Raw genomic sequence first — 16,145 nt, 5'->3', positions numbered from 1 at the left:
ATGATTGAAACAAAACTTATCAAATCGTAAAAATACTATTAATATGACTATATTAATGTGATAAGATATAGAACATATTATAATTTAAAGCACTAAAGAACGGAGAGATTATTAATGAGATATTTAACATCGGGCGAATCACATGGACCACAATTAACAGTTATAATTGAAGGAGTACCAGCAAATTTAGAAATCAATGTTGAAGATATAAATGAACAAATGTTCAAACGACAAGGTGGTTATGGCCGCGGTCGCCGTATGCAAATCGAAAAGGATACTGTAGACATTGTATCTGGCGTACGTAATGGTTATACATTGGGGAGTCCAATTACTTTAGTCGTAAAAAATGATGATTTTACGCATTGGCGAAATATAATGGGCGCTGATCCAATTAGTGACGAACATCGAGAAAATATGAAACGTGTCATTACTAAACCAAGACCAGGACATGCAGATTTAATCGGTGGTATGAAATATAATCATCGCGATTTACGAAACGTATTAGAACGTTCTTCTGCACGTGAAACTGCTGCTCGTGTTGCAGTAGGTGCAGTTTCAAAAATACTTTTAAAACAATTAGATATCGAATTTTATAGTCGTGTAGTAGAAATTGGCGGCGTTAAAGATCAAGGTCTGTATGATTTAGAAACAATTAAAAATGGTGTAGATAAAAATGATGTACGTGTAATTGATGAAAGTATTGCTCAAACTATGCGTGACAAAATCGATGAAGCGAAAAAAGCAGGCGATACTTTAGGTGGCGTAGTACAAGTTGTTGTTGAAGGCTTACCTGTAGGTATTGGCAGTTATGTACATTATGACCGTAAATTAGATGGCAGAATCGCACAAGGCGTTGTCAGTATCAATGCATTTAAAGGTGTAAGTTTTGGTGAAGGCTTTAACGCTGCAGAAAAACCAGGAAGTCAAATCCAAGACGAGATTTTATATGATGAAACTAATGGCTATTACAGAGGTTCAAACCATTTAGGTGGATTTGAAGGTGGAATGTCAAACGGCATGCCAATTATCGTAAACGGTGTAATGAAACCTATCCCAACACTTTACAAACCTTTAAACTCAGTTGATATAAACACTAAAGAATCATTTAAAGCTTCTATAGAACGTTCGGATAGTTCAGCCGTGCCAGCTGCAAGTGTAGTAGTTGAAAATGTAGTAGCATTTGAAATTGCAAAAGCATTATTAGAAGAATTCCAATCAAATCATATTGAACAATTACAAGCACAAATTAAAGAACGCCGTTTACTTAATATTGAATACTAAGATTAATTATTTAATTTAAATCATGAATAGGTGAGTATATGAAACTAGAAACTACGTATCAATCAAATAATTATCCGATTATCGTAGCGCGAAATGCATTAAAACAACTACATCAATATCTTGATTCATATAAAGATGTAGTATTAGTAGTAGATGCAGAAGTGAATCAATTATGGGAAGATGTATTAAGTTTTATAACAACAGATTATGATGCACATAAAATTGTAATACCATCAGGTGAAAGTACGAAGACATTAGCATTTTATGAAGAAACAATCGAATCTCTTTTAAGCAAACATTTAACAAGAAATACATGTCTAATCGCTGTTGGTGGGGGTGCTACTGGTGATTTCACTGGCTTTTTAGCTGCAACATTATTACGTGGCGTAGATTTTATTCAAGTACCTACGACTATTTTGGCACATGATTCAAGTGTAGGAGGTAAAGTAGGTATTAATTCACAGCACGGTAAAAATTTAATCGGTGCATTTTACCGCCCTAAAGCCGTTATTTATGATTTGAACTTTTTAGATAGTTTGCCATATAGCGAAGTTATAAGTGGTTATGCTGAAATATACAAACATGCATTATTAAATGATAAGGATGCTGTGTCCGCTTTAGAAACGCAATATAATAATAGCGACAGTTTACACCAACTTACAGATATTGACTATTATATTTATAAAGGTATTGAAACAAAATTAAATATTATTATTCAAGATGAAAAAGAAAGTAACGTGCGTAAATTTTTAAATCTTGGTCATACTTTTGGACATGCTGTAGAGTACAATCATAAAATTCCGCATGGTCACGCGATTATGATAGGTTTAATTTATCAATTTATCGTCTCAAATAAACAACTAAATACTAGTTTTGATATTCAACATTTTATTAATTATCTAAATGCGCTTGATTACCCATTAGATCTTATTAAAACATTCAATTTTGATATTTTATATGATTTGATGCTTAGTGATAAAAAGAATGACTTTGAAGGCGTACAAATGGTATTACTAGAAGATTTTGGTAAACCTATAGTACAACACGTTAATAAACAAGTACATAAACAAGCTTTTGAAACTTTACAATCATATTTTAAGTAGGTGACTATATTGAGCAACAGTGAAACAATAAACATAAATGGCCCTTTAGTGGGCGAAATTGAAGTACCTGGAGACAAATCCATGACACATAGAGGTATTATATTAGGGTCGTTGGCAAAGGGTAAAACAACGATATATAAACCTCTTTTAGGTGAAGATTGTTTACGTACTGTAGAAATTTTCAAACGTCTGGGTGTAGATATTACAGTGAACGATGATAAAATCTCTATAGATTCTCCAGGATACGAACACTTCAATACACCTCACCAAGTACTGTATACAGGTAATTCAGGTACTACAACACGCTTAGTCGCAGGATTACTTTGTGGTCTTGGTATTGAATCTGTATTATCTGGTGATGCATCCATAGGTAAAAGACCTATGGATAGAATTATGAAACCTTTAACATCAATGGGTGCTCACATTTCAGGTATTGATGATAACTACACGCCATTAATTATTAAACCAGCTAAAATATATGGCATAAATTACCAAATGGAAGTGGCTAGTGCGCAAGTTAAAAGTGCTATTCTTTTTGCCAGTTTATTTTCACAAGAAATTACGACTATTGAAGAAATAGATATAACGCGTAACCATACGGAAACGATGTTTAAACATTTCAATATACCTATAGAAGTGAATGGCAATAAACTTCATACACAACCTAATGCTATCAGTCATATTAAACCCGCTGATTTTACTGTACCTGGTGATATTTCTTCTGCCGCATATTTTATTGTAGCAGGTTTAATTACGCCCGGAAGTGATGTTACAATTCATAATGTTGGCATTAACCCTACACGTTCAGGTATTATAGATATCGTTGAAAAAATGGAAGGGAACATTGAGTTATTTAATGTCACTGAAGGGCCAGAACCTACTGCATCAGTTCGAGTTCGCTACACATCGAATTTAAAAGGCATTCATATTGAAGGTGACTTAGTACCTAGGGCGATTGATGAAATGCCTATCATCGCTCTATTATGTACTCAAGCAGCAAACAGTAGCGTTATAAAAGATGCCGAAGAATTAAAAGTTAAAGAGACAAATCGTATTGATACTACAGCAAATATGTTGAATTTATTAGGATTTACATTACAACCAACAAATGATGGTTTAATCATACATCCTTCTAAATTAGAGCAAACGGCTACTGTCGATAGTTTTACTGACCATCGTATTGGTATGATGCTAGCAATCGCTTCTCTATTAACAACTGAGTCACTTACGATTGAACAATTTAATGCAGTTAATGTTTCGTTCCCAGGATTCTTATCAACATTAAAACAATTAGAAAACGAGGGATAATCTATATGCAAGATATCTACAAACTTATAGACGATATCAATGTACAAAAATTGGATAATTTAGATACTCGTGTTAATGATGCATTAAGTTCTACAAATGATGATGCTTTATTTATTTTAGGTGAGACTTTATTTAATTTTGGTTTAACACCACAAGCTATTGAGGTATTTAGAACGCTTTATAGTAAATATCCAGATGAAAGTGAATTATTAATTTATTTAATCGATGGTCTGATAGCGGAAGACCAAACTGATGAAGCTTTAGAATATTTAACAGAAGTTGAAGTATCACCAGAAAAATTAATGCTTGAAGCCGATTTATATCAACAACTTAACATGTTAGAAGTAGCAATAGATAAATTAACTGAAGCACGTGAATTACAACCTAACGATCCAATTATTCATTTCGCATTGGCAGAAATATTATATTATGATGGCCAATACTTAAGAGCTACCTCAGAATATGAGACAGTACTTGAAACAGGTGAATATGAAATTAATGGCGTAAATCTATTTTCGCGTATTGCTGACTGCAGTTTACAAAGTGGGAACTATAGTGATGCTATAAAGATGTTCGATGAGATAAATGATGACGAAATGAACTCTGAAGATTACTTTAAAAAAGCAATTGCGTATGACAAAAACGAATTAACGCAAGAAGCAATTAAATTAGTTCAAACGCTATTATCTAAAGACCCAGACTTTTTACAAGGTTACTTTTTCTTACAACAATTGCATGAACAAGAACATAATTATGCGGATGCTATCGAAATCGGTAAAGAAGGATTACGTTTAAGTCAATTTTATAAAGAATTAATGGTAACGACAGGTAAACTTGAAATAGACCACGGCGATGCAAATGAAGGTGTATCACTATTAACACAAGCATTGGATGTAGATAATTCTTATCAAGAACCTTTACTTATTCTTAGTGATCTATTTAGAAGTGAAGAAGATTATGAATCTCTAATTTCACTTTTACAATATGTAGATGAAGAAGATCTTGACCCAGTATTTATGTGGCATTTAGCTTATGCCTATGGGCAAGAAGAGCGTGATAAAGAAGCGCAACACTTCTTTAATCTTGCTTATCCAACTTTACAAACACAAGCAGAATTTTTAAGCGACTACTATTACTATTTAATTGAAATTGGTCAAATAGATACTGCTAAAACGATATTAAATCAATTATTAGAACTTGAACCAAGTAATGAAACTTGGCATGAAGAAGCACAACGTATACAATAAGATAAATCTATAGTGAGGTGAGCGCTAATGACAACAACTTTAAATCAAATGAAAATTAACTTTATCGAATATTTGTTGTTCCAATATGAATTTAAATCTAGAATTAGCGTCTGGGTGCTAAACTATCTTAAAAGCTCACCTCAACATATAGATAACATTCATTTTGTTTACGAAATAATCCATAATCATAATACATTGGATATATCAACAAAATCTGCCAATGAAGAAGCGATTACTTTAAAAACAACAGATAGTATTCTCATCAATAGCAATGAAATATTTACTTTCATTGCTAATTCTAATTTATCGCTAGATATTAAAATCAATTTTGCTCAAAACAGTAAACGAGATCGCCGACTGGATGAATTATTAGTATATCAATTACTAAAGTCTCCATATTATGCCATTTATATGAATGATATCTTTACAATACCGTTGTCTACACAACACGAGTCATCAATTATTCAACACTTACAAGACAATATTGATTTAAGTTTACAATTTAGACAGCCAGAACAATTTTATCAATTATCTCAAATTTTAAAGCTATTTAAATCTAGAAATTCAAATTCTTAGAGGAACGACTTATGTCTATACAAACAATCATTAACGCGTTAATTTATAATAAAGTAGCCTTATGGATATTATTAATATGCAATTTGGCAGGTACAATTTATGGTTATATTTGGTACGATACGCAATTGAGCATAACTGATTGGCAGTTCGTCATATTTGTACCAGATAGCCCGACCGCTTCATTATTCTTATGTTTTGTTATCTTAGCTGTTATATTTAACAAAAGTAATTCCGTCATTGAAGCTTTAGCCTTCGTATCTTTATTTAAATATGGTGTGTGGGCTGTATTAATGAATATAATAATGTTTATCGATGAGCGTCAGGTCTTTTTAAACGGCTTAATGTTAATTATCTCTCATAGTATAATGGCTTTAGAGGCAATCATTTTCTATCCTAGAATGAAAGTGACAATATTAGGACTTATTATTGGAATGATTTGGGTCTTTCATAATGATGTTATAGATTACGTTTTTAAACAATATCCATATTACCCATTTATCGAACAACACGTTAGCGCTATAGCATATTTAACGATGTGGTTAAGCATTATCTCAATACTATTATATTTATGGCGCGTTTTTAAGAGTAAAACATTTGACCATTTTTAACGTTGACAGTAAAATAAGAATACAAAGGAGTGAGGATTTTTGTCTTTAATATCTTATATTATATATATTGTTATTTTAATGCTCCTACCATTGTGGGCGCAGCACAAAGTCAAATCAAACTATGAAAAATATTCACAAGTTAGATCCACGAGTGGTAAGACAGGTCAAGAAGTTGCATTAGAAATCTTACATGCGAACGGCATTTATGATGTTGATGTCGTAGAAGGTGAAGGCTTCTTAACAGACCATTACGATCCACGTAAAAAGGTCGTTGTATTATCACCAGCCAACTTTAGTAGACCTTCTGTAGCCGGAACAGCAATTGCAGCACATGAAGTTGGACATGCGATTCAACATGCACAAGGCTATTTCTATTTAAGATTTAGAACAGCATTAGTACCATTGGCTTCTATTGGTAATTCAGTAGGATATATCGCTATTATTGCTGGTATCATCTTAACAAGTATGCAAAGTGCAATAGGTACTACTGCTTTATGGATTGGTATTGCATTTATGGCTTTCGCGGTACTATTCTCTATCGTTACTTTACCAGTGGAGTTTAATGCCAGTAGCCGAGCAATGAAACAAATTACTAAGTTAAACATTGTTAATGAGAATGAATACAAACATGCTAAAAAAGTATTATCAGCGGCAGCAATGACATATGTTGCATCAACAGCAGTTGCTTTAGCAGAACTTGTAAGATTTATTCTTATTGCTAGATCTAGTGATTAATCATTTTTATAGTAGCACATCTTTTCAATTGAAAAGATGTGCTTTTTTCTTATGTTATTACATTAAATTTAATGCCATATTGTTGTTGCATCATTAATGCATAGCGCTTTGATTTAGTCTATACTAAATAGGACATGATTATACAAAGGAGCGATTAAATTGAAATCAATGACAGAAATGCAAAAAGAAGTAGATGCGTTTATTGGTCAATTTAACACTGGCTATTTTTCACCGTTAGCAAATTTAGCTCGTTTAACAGAAGAAGTTGGAGAGTTATCTAGAGAAATCAATCATTTATATGGTGAAAAAAAGAAAAAAGATAGGGAAGACGACAATACAATTAAAGCAGAATTAGGTGACAACCTGTTTGTGTTACTATGTATTGCAAACTCACTTGATATAGATATGACTGAGAGTTTTAATGAAACTATGGATAAATACAACAAACGCGATAAAAATCGTTACGACTGATAGAAAGGGAGTGAGCTCCTGATGAAAATTGGAATTACTTGCTATCCATCTATGGGTGGATCAGGCATCATTGCTACAGAATTAGGTATAAAATTAGCAGAGAGAGGCCATGATATACATTTTATTACTTCTAATATCCCTTTTAGGATTCGTAAACCATTACCAAACATTACATTCCACCAAGTAGAAGTTAATCAATATGCTGTATTTCAATATCCTCCTTATGACATAACACTTAGTACTAAAATTGCCGAAGTGATAAATGAATACGATTTAGACTTACTACATATGCACTATGCCGTACCTCACGCTGTTTGTGGTATTTTAGCCAAACAAATGTCTGGCAAGGATATCAAAATAATGACGACACTACATGGCACAGATATCACAGTATTGGGTTATGACCACTCATTAAAAAATGCTATAAAATTTGGTATCGAAGAGAGTGATATTGTTACGAGTGTAAGTAAATCATTAGCTGCACAAACACAAGAAATTATAGAAACATCTAAAGACATTATCCCTATTTATAATTTCGTGAGGGAAAATGAGTTCCCTACAATAAGAAATACCAATTTAAAGCAGTATTATGGTATTAAAGAAGCGGAAAAGGTTATTATTCACGTTTCAAATTTTAGAGCTGTTAAGCGCATAGACACCGTGCTTGAAACGTTTGCTAAACTTCATAAACAAATGCCATCTAAATTATTATTAATTGGTGATGGACCCGAATTAATGGATATGAAACAACTCGCAAAGGATTTAGATGTAGAAGAACACGTTATCTTTTTAGGTAAACAAGATTGGGTAAGTGAGTTTTATCAATTAGCTGATTTAGTGTTATTATTAAGTGAAAAAGAAAGTTTTGGCTTAACGCTTTTAGAAGCCATGAAATCCGGTGTCGTACCAATCGGTTCAACCGCTGGAGGTATTAAAGAGGTAATTAGACACGGTGAAACCGGTTATTTAGTAGATGTTGGTGATAGTACACAAGCAAGTGAATACGCACTTAAACTATTAACTGATGCTACACTATATAATAATTTACAACAAGCAATGCTTAAAGATATAGAACAACGGTTCTCATCTGATTTAATTGCTGATCAATATGAATACTATTATAGACAAATGTTAGAGGGTAATCATGACTAATATATTATTTGAAGATGCTAAACCTATTATAAGTAAAATAAAAGAACATGGGTTTGAAGCATACTTTGTAGGTGGTTCCGTACGAGATTATTTAATGAATAAAGACATTCATGATATCGATATCACTACAAGTGCTACGCCAGAGGAAATAGAAAGCATTTTTCCTAAAACAGTACCTATTGGTAAAGAACATGGTACGATAAATGTATTATTTAATAATAGCAGTTACGAAATAACTACATTTAGAATCGAAGAGGAATATGTAAATCATCGTAAACCTAACGGCGTTGTTTTCGTTCGTGATTTATACGAAGATGTTAAACGTCGTGATTTTACCATTAATGCCATTGCAATGGATGAAGAATATAACATGATTGATTATTTTAACGGCAAAGCAGATATTAAAGCAGAAAAAATTAAAACTGTTGGTCATGCTGTAGAACGATTCGAGGAAGATGCACTTAGAATTATTAGAGGATTAAGATTTCAATCACAATTAGCATTTACATTAGACAACAAAACCTTTGAAGGTATGCAATCAAAAATTCAAAATATTGAATCTCTCTCTATAGAACGCATCATCGTAGAATTCAAAAAATTGTTCTCTGGTAAAAATGTGGCTGTAAGTTATAACAATCTTATAAGATTAAATGCATTTGCTTACATTCCATTTTTCAGTAGTTACGATATGAATAAAATTAATATAAATGAACCGCTTCCATTTAATCTATTAATTGCATTAATTCAACATAAGTTAACGAATGGTAACGCGCAACTAACTCAATTAAAAATAAGTAATAACGAAAAGAAGGAAATCTTAACTTATAATACTTTATTAACTTCTCTTCAACACATTAATACAAAACAACAACTTAAATTACATATTTATGATTATGGGTTACACTATAACTTAACAATTTTATCTTACAGCGAAACATTGAAACAAAATGATATTGCGTTACCGTCACCAATTATTTTCAATGAACAACTTATACGTGAAGTCGCACATGAAATGCCTATTAACAATAGGTCAGAAATAGACATTTCCGGTAAAGACTTAATTGACAGTCTGCAACAACGAAGTGGTCCATGGATAAAAGAAGCATTGAGAATGATTGAAATTGCGATAATTGATGGTCAATTAACGAATTATAAACCTAAAATTTTAGAGTGGGTGAAAGAACATGTCAAAGTATAGTCAAAATGTCATTCATATTTTATATCAACATCAACTTGAATATGTATCTGGGCAATATATCGCCGAACAACTTAATATCTCGCGAACTTCAGTAAAAAAAATTATCGACCAACTCAAAAATGAAGGCTGCGATATAGAATCAATAAATCATCGTGGGCATCGACTTATTACGTTACCTGACAGGTGGTATGAAGGTATCGTAGTGCCATTAATTCAGGAACAAAGTCTTTTTAATACTATAGAAGTTTATGAATCTATTCATTCTACGCAACTGCAAGCTAAACAACAATTAGTTGGAAATAAAGAAACTTTTTTAATTTTAAGTGATGAACAAACACAAGGTAAGGGGCGCTTTAACAGACCTTGGACTTCTGCCAAAAGTAAAGGATTATGGATGTCGATCGTACTGCGTCCGGAAGTAGCGTTTTCAATGATCACTAAATTTAATTTATTTATGGCTTTAGGTATTCGAGATGCTATTCAACAGTTTTCTAACGATGAAGTTAAAGTTAAGTGGCCGAATGATATATATATTGAAGGGAGAAAAGTTTGTGGTTTTCTAACTGAAATGGTTGCAAACAGTGATGGCATAGAAGCGGTTATATGTGGTATTGGAATTAATATGAATCATCACGCAGAAGATTTTGTTGATGAATTAAAACACAAAGCAACTAGCATCGCGTTGCATAGTGATGACAAGATAAATCGTTATCACTTTTTAAAATCACTTATCACTAATATAGAATATCGTTATGCTCAATTTAGTACTAAACCATTTGAAGCAATTCGTGATGAATACATAGAAGCTTCAAATATTTGGAATAAAGAGTTAAGATTTACTGAGAATAATATTCAATTTAGTGGAAAAGCTATAGACATAGATAAAGATGGTTATTTAATTGTAAAAGACAGTACTGGCGAAACAAAAAAATTAATGAGTGCTGATATAGAAATATAAACAAGGAAAGGAGGAAAATAATAATGACCGAACCGTGTTACGCTGTAGTCGACCTAGAAACTACAGGAAACCAATTAGATTTCGATGAGATAATACAAATTGGTATTACTTTCGTACGTGAAAACAAAATTATCGGTACTTATCATTCTATGATAAAAACAGATTTAGAAATTCCTCCATTCATTCAAGCACTAACATCAATAGAAGAAGATATGTTGACACAGGCACCATATTTTCAAGATATAGCAGAGGATATATACAACCAGCTCAAAGATTGTATTTTTGTTGCTCACAACGTGGCATTTGATTTGAATTTTATCCGTAAATCATTTAAAAACTGTGGTATTAAATATAAACCTCGTAAAGTTTTAGATACATTAGAACTATTTAAAGTAGCATTCCCTACAGATAAAAGTTATCAACTAAGTGAACTTGCAGAAGCTCATGACATTCCATTAAACAATGCACACAGAGCAGATGAAGATGCAACCACTACGGCTAAATTAATGATTCTAGCTTTTGAAAAATTCTCACAATTGCCTTTAGATACACTTAAGCAATTATATTATTTAAGTAAAAACCTTAAATACGATTTGCATAATATTTTATTTGAATTAGTACGTGCCCATCAAACTACGGATTTGCCACAACATTTTGCTAAATTTGAGCAAATTATTTATAAAAAGCAAAAAGATTTTAAAATGCCACACCTAGATTATAACGGCACTTTAAAAGCGTTATATACAAATATTATTGAGCGGTTAGATATGACGTATAGACCGCAACAACTTTATCTAGCAGAAATTATATTAGAACAACTCATGCATAGTAGTAAGGCAATGATTGAAGCCCCATTAGGTAGCGGAAAGTCATTCGCTTATTTATTAGCAGCCTTAATGTATAACATTGAAACTGGCAAACATGTCATGATTTCAACGAATACCAAATTACTGCAAAATCAATTATTAGAAAAAGATATACCTATGATTAAGCAGGCTTTAAATTTCAAAGTCAATACTACGCTGATCAAAAGCAAAAATGAATACATTTCGTTAGGTTTAATTAGTCAAATTTTAAAAGATGAATCAAGTAATTACGAAGTAAACATATTAAAAATGCAATTATTAATATGGATTACCGAAACAGATACTGGTGATATTCAAGAGCTAAATTTAAAAGGCGGTCAAAAAATGTATTTTGATCAAAAATTGGAAACTTATGTACCTGTTCGTAATGATATTCATTTTTATAATTTTATTAAACGTAATGCACATAATATTCAAATAGGTATAACAAACCATGCACATTTAATACATTCTTCACCTGATAATTCAATTTATCAACTTTTTGATGATTGTATTATTGATGAAGCACATCGCTTACCCGATTATGCTTTAAATCAAGTTACAAACGAATTGAGTTATTCAGATATAAAATATCAGCTTGGATTGATCGGTAAAACAGAAAATGAAAAGCTTTTAAAATCTATTGATATGCTCGAACAAAAGCGTATATTAGAAAAACTTGATATACCACCCATTGATGTTTTTGGTCTTAAAGTTACAATAAACGAGATTCATGATTTAAATGAACAACTGTTCGACACTATTTTTAAAACTATTAATAATTCAGAAGTGCATGATGACGATATGAACAAACTTCATTTCGTATACCATTTTGATAGCGAGCCTATTATTAAAGAGTTATCAACAATTATTCATAAATTGAATATGTCTTTAGAATTCTTCAATGGTATGAGTCATAAATTGATTAAATCAGTTAGAAAGCAACTGTTATATATAAATGATCGTTTTAAGGCAATTGAACAAAGTTTAAAAAATAAACATACGCGTTATTTATCTATTAAAAACTTGTCACAGAAATCTACAATTAAGTTACATGTAAAAGATTATAACGTTAAAGATGTTTTAACGTCTCAAGTCTTAAATAAGTTTAATGCCTTAACATTTATCTCTGGTACTTTAACTTTCAATCATTCATTTGATAATTTTAAAAATTTGTTTAACGAAGACGTATCGTTCAACACTTATGAGATTGACAGTAACGTGCAAAATGCAAATCAAACTACAGTGTTTATTCCTAATGATGTAGCATCCTACAACTATAAAAATATTAATGATTATGTTTCTTCGATAATTAATTATGTGACGGAATATGTCAATGTAGTAGCGTCAAAATGTTTAATACTGTTTACTAGTTATAGAATGATGCACCTTGTTCAAGAATTATTAAACGAATTACCTGAATTTGAAGACTATGTCATACTTACACAACAACCAAATCAAAATTATAAAATCGTACAACAATTTAATAGTTTTGACAAAGCCATTCTTTTAGGTACGGGTACATTTTTTGAAGGTTTTGATTTTCAATCAAATGGTATTAAATGTGTAATGATTGCTAAACTCCCATTTATGAATCAAAATAATACGAAATTTTGGTTAATGGAATCAGAATTTACATCTACATTTAAAGAATACGTATTACCAGACGCCGTAACACGGTTCCGACAAGGCATTGGCCGTTTAATCAGAAGTGAAAATGATAAAGGTATACTCGTATCATTTGATGACAGATTGATTAATAGTAACTACAAACACTTCTTTGAACAATCATTAGAAAATTTCAGACAAAACAAAGGTGATATAAAACAATTTCATCGTTTGTTAAATAAAATTAAAAAGTAACATCGTACTACATTTAATTAACTAGATGTTATGTAATGATTTTGTTAAAATATATAAGGATAAATTAATTATAGGAGACTGGTTATGAAGACAACAATTAAAGAAGCAAAAAATTACCTTAACCAAGAAGTGACGATTGGTGGTTGGCTACACAATAAACGTTCAAGTGGTAAAATCGCTTTTTTACAACTTAGAGATGGTACTGGATTTATGCAAGGTGTCGTAGTGAAGGCAGAAGTTTCAGAAGACACATTCCAATTAGCTAAAAATATTACCCAAGAATCTTCGCTTTTTGTTACTGGCGAAATCACAGAAGATACACGTTCAGACCTTGGTTACGAAATGCAAGTTAAATCTATAGAAGTAATAGACGAAGCTCATGATTATCCTATTACGCCAAAAAATCACGGCACAGAATTTTTAATGGACCACAGACACTTATGGTTACGCTCTAAAAAGCAACACGCTGTTATGAAAATTAGAAACGAAATTATTCGTGCGACGTACGAATTTTTCAACAATAATGGATTCACGAAAATTGATCCACCGATTTTAACAGCAAGTGCACCTGAAGGTACGAGTGAACTTTTCCATACTAAATATTTTGATGAAGATGCATTTTTATCTCAAAGTGGTCAATTATATATGGAAGCTGCAGCAATGGCACATGGTAAAGTTTTTTCATTTGGTCCAACGTTTAGAGCTGAAAAATCTAAAACACGTCGCCATTTAATCGAATTTTGGATGATTGAACCAGAAATGGCATTTTATAATCATGCTGATAGCTTAGAAGTACAAGAACAATACGTGACACATCTTGTTCAATCAGTGTTAAAAAATTGTAAAATCGAACTAAAAACTTTAGAGCGCGATACAGAAAAATTAGCTAAAGTTGCAACACCTTTCCCAAGAATTACTTATGATGATGCAGTTAAATTCTTAAAAGAAGAAGGTTACGACGACATAGAATGGGGCGAAGATTTTGGTGCACCTCACGAAACTGCAATCGCTAATCATTATGATTTACCAGTATTTATTACGAACTACCCAACTAAGATTAAACCTTTCTATATGCAACCAAATCCTGATAACGAAGACACTGTATTATGTGCTGATTTAATTGCACCTGAAGGTTATGGTGAAATTATTGGTGGATCAGAGCGTATCAATGACTTAGCGTTAATGGAACAACGTATTAACGAACATGAATTAGACGCTGAAAGTTATAGTTATTACTTAGACTTACGTAAATATGGTAGTGTTCCACATAGTGGCTTTGGTTTAGGCTTAGAACGTGCCGTAGCATGGATATCTGGTGTAGAACACGTAAGAGAAACATCACCATTCCCAAGATTACTAAATCGTTTATATCCATAAAATATAGAGCAAATTGTCCAGTCATCATCATAACGGCTGGACTTTTTTAACACTTATTTAATTATAAAAAGGAGGAAACTGGATGAATGCCTATCAATTAAAAACAAGACCGGTTGTTATTCGTAAAGAACTCCTTTATCACTACAACGAACTTGGCATTAATGAAGCTGAATTAGTTATTTTGATTAAGTTACTCCATGATGGCGAAACTTCGAATAAGCAGCCATCAATCGAGTCGTTACAACGGGGAACGACTTTAGAAGCTAGACAAATTACAGCAATTATTCAAAATTTAATTCAACGTGATTTATTAAACCTTAACGTGCGTAAAGACGAAGAGGGCAAATTCACCGAATATATGGATTTAGATCCTTTTTATGATAAGCTAAGCTCAATTTTGACTCAAACTGACATTACCCAAAAGACTGAACAACATGAGTTAGATTTTAATCAATTATTCCAAAATATCGAACAAACTTTTGGACGACCATTGTCACCATTTGAAATGGAGACATTAAACCAATGGATTGATGTAGATCAACATGATTTAGATGTGATTCAAACTGCGTTAGATGAAGCGTCTAGTCAAAATAAATTATCGTTTAAATATTTAGATCGCATTTTATTAAACTGGAAGAAAAATAATGTGAAGACGATTGAAGATTCAAAAAAAATAAGCCGACAATTTAATCAGCCTAAAATGAAACATACTGTGGAAAATATACCAAAAGTTGATTGGCTTAATGGAGGTTCACCTGATGGTAAGTAATAAAAAAGCTTTAAATATGATAGACGTCATAGCTAAAATGTTTCCAAACGCAGAATGTGAACTTGTACACGACAATCCTTTTGAACTCACAATTGCCGTCTTGTTATCTGCACAAACAACAGACAATGCAGTCAATAAAATGACTAAGCCGCTTTTTGAAAAATATAAAAGTCCAGAAGATTATTTAGCGGTAGACATTGCTGAATTAGAAAATGATATTAGAACAATTGGACTATACAGAAACAAAGCTAAAAACATTAAAAAGCTATGCCAATCATTGTTAGATAAATTTGATGGGCAAATCCCTCAAACGCACGCCGATTTAGAAACCTTAGCTGGCGTAGGTAGAAAAACTGCTAACGTAGTTATGAGTGTCGCTTTTGGTGAACCATCATTAGCAGTTGATACACACGTCGAAAGGGTATCTAAACGACTTGGCATTTGTCGTTGGAAAGATAGCGTAAGACAAGTAGAAGACAAACTTTGTAAAGTAGTACCAAGAGAACGTTGGAATAGAACACATCATCAATTAATATTTTTTGGTAGATATCATTGTCTAGCACGCAGCCCTAAATGTGATATTTGTCCACTTTTTGAGGACTGTAGAGAAGGACAAAAACGTTATAAAGCGACATTGAAAGAAGCGTGATAAAT

General features: G+C 32.0%; 15 protein-coding genes. All 15 read left to right on the top strand.

Going from position 1 to position 16,145, the window contains the following annotated elements:
* Positions 1–114 precede the first annotated feature (114 nt).
* The 15 genes from aroC (at position 115) to nth (ending at position 16,140) form a co-directional block, all read left to right on the top strand.
* Complete coding sequence (aroC, locus tag RPL90_RS12790; protein WP_313550385.1) at positions 115–1,281, top strand: chorismate synthase; 1,167 nt, start codon at positions 115–117, stop codon at positions 1,279–1,281.
* A 38-nt stretch (positions 1,282–1,319) separates the two neighbouring features.
* Positions 1,320–2,384 carry a 3-dehydroquinate synthase gene (gene aroB / locus RPL90_RS12785; RefSeq protein ID WP_313550383.1) on the top strand — a complete coding sequence of 355 codons (1,065 nt, stop codon included), beginning with the start codon at positions 1,320–1,322 and terminating at the stop codon, positions 2,382–2,384.
* 9 nt (positions 2,385–2,393) lie between these two features.
* Positions 2,394–3,692 carry a 3-phosphoshikimate 1-carboxyvinyltransferase gene (aroA, locus tag RPL90_RS12780; RefSeq protein ID WP_313550380.1) on the top strand — a complete coding sequence of 433 codons (1,299 nt, stop codon included), beginning with the start codon at positions 2,394–2,396 and terminating at the stop codon, positions 3,690–3,692.
* 5 nt (positions 3,693–3,697) lie between these two features.
* Positions 3,698–4,939, top strand: a complete 1,242-nt coding sequence (locus RPL90_RS12775; RefSeq protein WP_313550377.1) for a tetratricopeptide repeat protein — start codon at positions 3,698–3,700, stop codon at positions 4,937–4,939.
* Between the two features lie 27 nt (positions 4,940–4,966).
* On the top strand, positions 4,967–5,515 hold the full coding sequence (locus RPL90_RS12770; RefSeq protein ID WP_313550374.1) for a YpiB family protein: 549 nt from the start codon (positions 4,967–4,969) through the stop codon (positions 5,513–5,515).
* An 11-nt stretch (positions 5,516–5,526) separates the two neighbouring features.
* Positions 5,527–6,123: a DUF1405 domain-containing protein gene (locus tag RPL90_RS12765; RefSeq protein ID WP_313550371.1), complete on the top strand. Its 597-nt coding sequence runs from the start codon at positions 5,527–5,529 to the stop codon at positions 6,121–6,123.
* Between the two features lie 39 nt (positions 6,124–6,162).
* Positions 6,163–6,858 carry a zinc metallopeptidase gene (locus RPL90_RS12760; RefSeq protein WP_048793663.1) on the top strand — a complete coding sequence of 232 codons (696 nt, stop codon included), beginning with the start codon at positions 6,163–6,165 and terminating at the stop codon, positions 6,856–6,858.
* A gap of 159 nt (positions 6,859–7,017) precedes the next feature.
* The gene (locus RPL90_RS12755) at positions 7,018–7,329 is read left to right on the top strand and encodes a nucleotide pyrophosphohydrolase (protein ID WP_313550368.1); all 312 of its coding nucleotides are present in this window, start codon (positions 7,018–7,020) and stop codon (positions 7,327–7,329) included.
* A 21-nt stretch (positions 7,330–7,350) separates the two neighbouring features.
* On the top strand, positions 7,351–8,481 hold the full coding sequence (bshA, locus tag RPL90_RS12750; RefSeq protein WP_313550365.1) for an N-acetyl-alpha-D-glucosaminyl L-malate synthase BshA: 1,131 nt from the start codon (positions 7,351–7,353) through the stop codon (positions 8,479–8,481).
* Positions 8,474–9,679 carry a CCA tRNA nucleotidyltransferase gene (locus tag RPL90_RS12745; RefSeq protein WP_313550362.1) on the top strand — a complete coding sequence of 402 codons (1,206 nt, stop codon included), beginning with the start codon at positions 8,474–8,476 and terminating at the stop codon, positions 9,677–9,679. Before bshA ends, RPL90_RS12745 begins: the two co-directional genes overlap by 8 nt.
* The gene (locus RPL90_RS12740) at positions 9,666–10,637 is read left to right on the top strand and encodes a biotin--[acetyl-CoA-carboxylase] ligase (RefSeq protein WP_313550359.1); all 972 of its coding nucleotides are present in this window, start codon (positions 9,666–9,668) and stop codon (positions 10,635–10,637) included. Before RPL90_RS12745 ends, RPL90_RS12740 begins: the two co-directional genes overlap by 14 nt.
* 23 nt (positions 10,638–10,660) lie before the next feature.
* Positions 10,661–13,345, top strand: coding sequence for a helicase C-terminal domain-containing protein (locus RPL90_RS12735; protein WP_313550356.1), 2,685 nt, complete (start codon positions 10,661–10,663; stop codon positions 13,343–13,345).
* An 84-nt stretch (positions 13,346–13,429) separates the two neighbouring features.
* Positions 13,430–14,722, top strand: a complete 1,293-nt coding sequence (gene asnS, locus RPL90_RS12730; RefSeq protein ID WP_313550353.1) for an asparagine--tRNA ligase — start codon at positions 13,430–13,432, stop codon at positions 14,720–14,722.
* Positions 14,723–14,804: 82 nt separating this feature from the next.
* On the top strand, positions 14,805–15,491 hold the full coding sequence (locus tag RPL90_RS12725) for a DnaD domain-containing protein (protein WP_313550350.1): 687 nt from the start codon (positions 14,805–14,807) through the stop codon (positions 15,489–15,491).
* Positions 15,481–16,140, top strand: coding sequence for an endonuclease III (nth, locus tag RPL90_RS12720; protein ID WP_313550347.1), 660 nt, complete (start codon positions 15,481–15,483; stop codon positions 16,138–16,140). Before RPL90_RS12725 ends, nth begins: the two co-directional genes overlap by 11 nt.
* The last annotated feature ends 5 nt before the right edge of the window (positions 16,141–16,145 follow it).

This window comes from Staphylococcus kloosii (assembly GCF_032139365.1).
Lineage (GTDB): Bacteria > Bacillota > Bacilli > Staphylococcales > Staphylococcaceae > Staphylococcus > Staphylococcus kloosii_A.
Note: the sequence above shows the minus strand (reverse complement) of the source record. Positions and strands in the feature narration are given on the sequence as shown.

Excerpts from the sequence above, each read along its gene's own strand:
- aroC (WP_313550385.1), top strand. The coding sequence starts at position 115 with ATGAGATATTTAACATCGGGCGAATCACATGGACCACAATTAACAGTT.
- aroB (WP_313550383.1), top strand. The coding sequence starts at position 1,320 with ATGAAACTAGAAACTACGTATCAATCAAATAATTATCCGATTATCGTA.
- RPL90_RS12775 (WP_313550377.1), top strand. The coding sequence starts at position 3,698 with ATGCAAGATATCTACAAACTTATAGACGATATCAATGTACAAAAATTG.
- RPL90_RS12770 (WP_313550374.1), top strand. The coding sequence starts at position 4,967 with ATGACAACAACTTTAAATCAAATGAAAATTAACTTTATCGAATATTTG.
- RPL90_RS12765 (WP_313550371.1), top strand. The coding sequence starts at position 5,527 with ATGTCTATACAAACAATCATTAACGCGTTAATTTATAATAAAGTAGCC.
- bshA (WP_313550365.1), top strand. The coding sequence starts at position 7,351 with ATGAAAATTGGAATTACTTGCTATCCATCTATGGGTGGATCAGGCATC.
- RPL90_RS12745 (WP_313550362.1), top strand. The coding sequence starts at position 8,474 with ATGACTAATATATTATTTGAAGATGCTAAACCTATTATAAGTAAAATA.
- RPL90_RS12740 (WP_313550359.1), top strand. The coding sequence starts at position 9,666 with ATGTCAAAGTATAGTCAAAATGTCATTCATATTTTATATCAACATCAA.
- RPL90_RS12735 (WP_313550356.1), top strand. The coding sequence starts at position 10,661 with ATGACCGAACCGTGTTACGCTGTAGTCGACCTAGAAACTACAGGAAAC.
- asnS (WP_313550353.1), top strand. The coding sequence starts at position 13,430 with ATGAAGACAACAATTAAAGAAGCAAAAAATTACCTTAACCAAGAAGTG.
- RPL90_RS12725 (WP_313550350.1), top strand. The coding sequence starts at position 14,805 with ATGAATGCCTATCAATTAAAAACAAGACCGGTTGTTATTCGTAAAGAA.
- nth (WP_313550347.1), top strand. The coding sequence starts at position 15,481 with ATGGTAAGTAATAAAAAAGCTTTAAATATGATAGACGTCATAGCTAAA.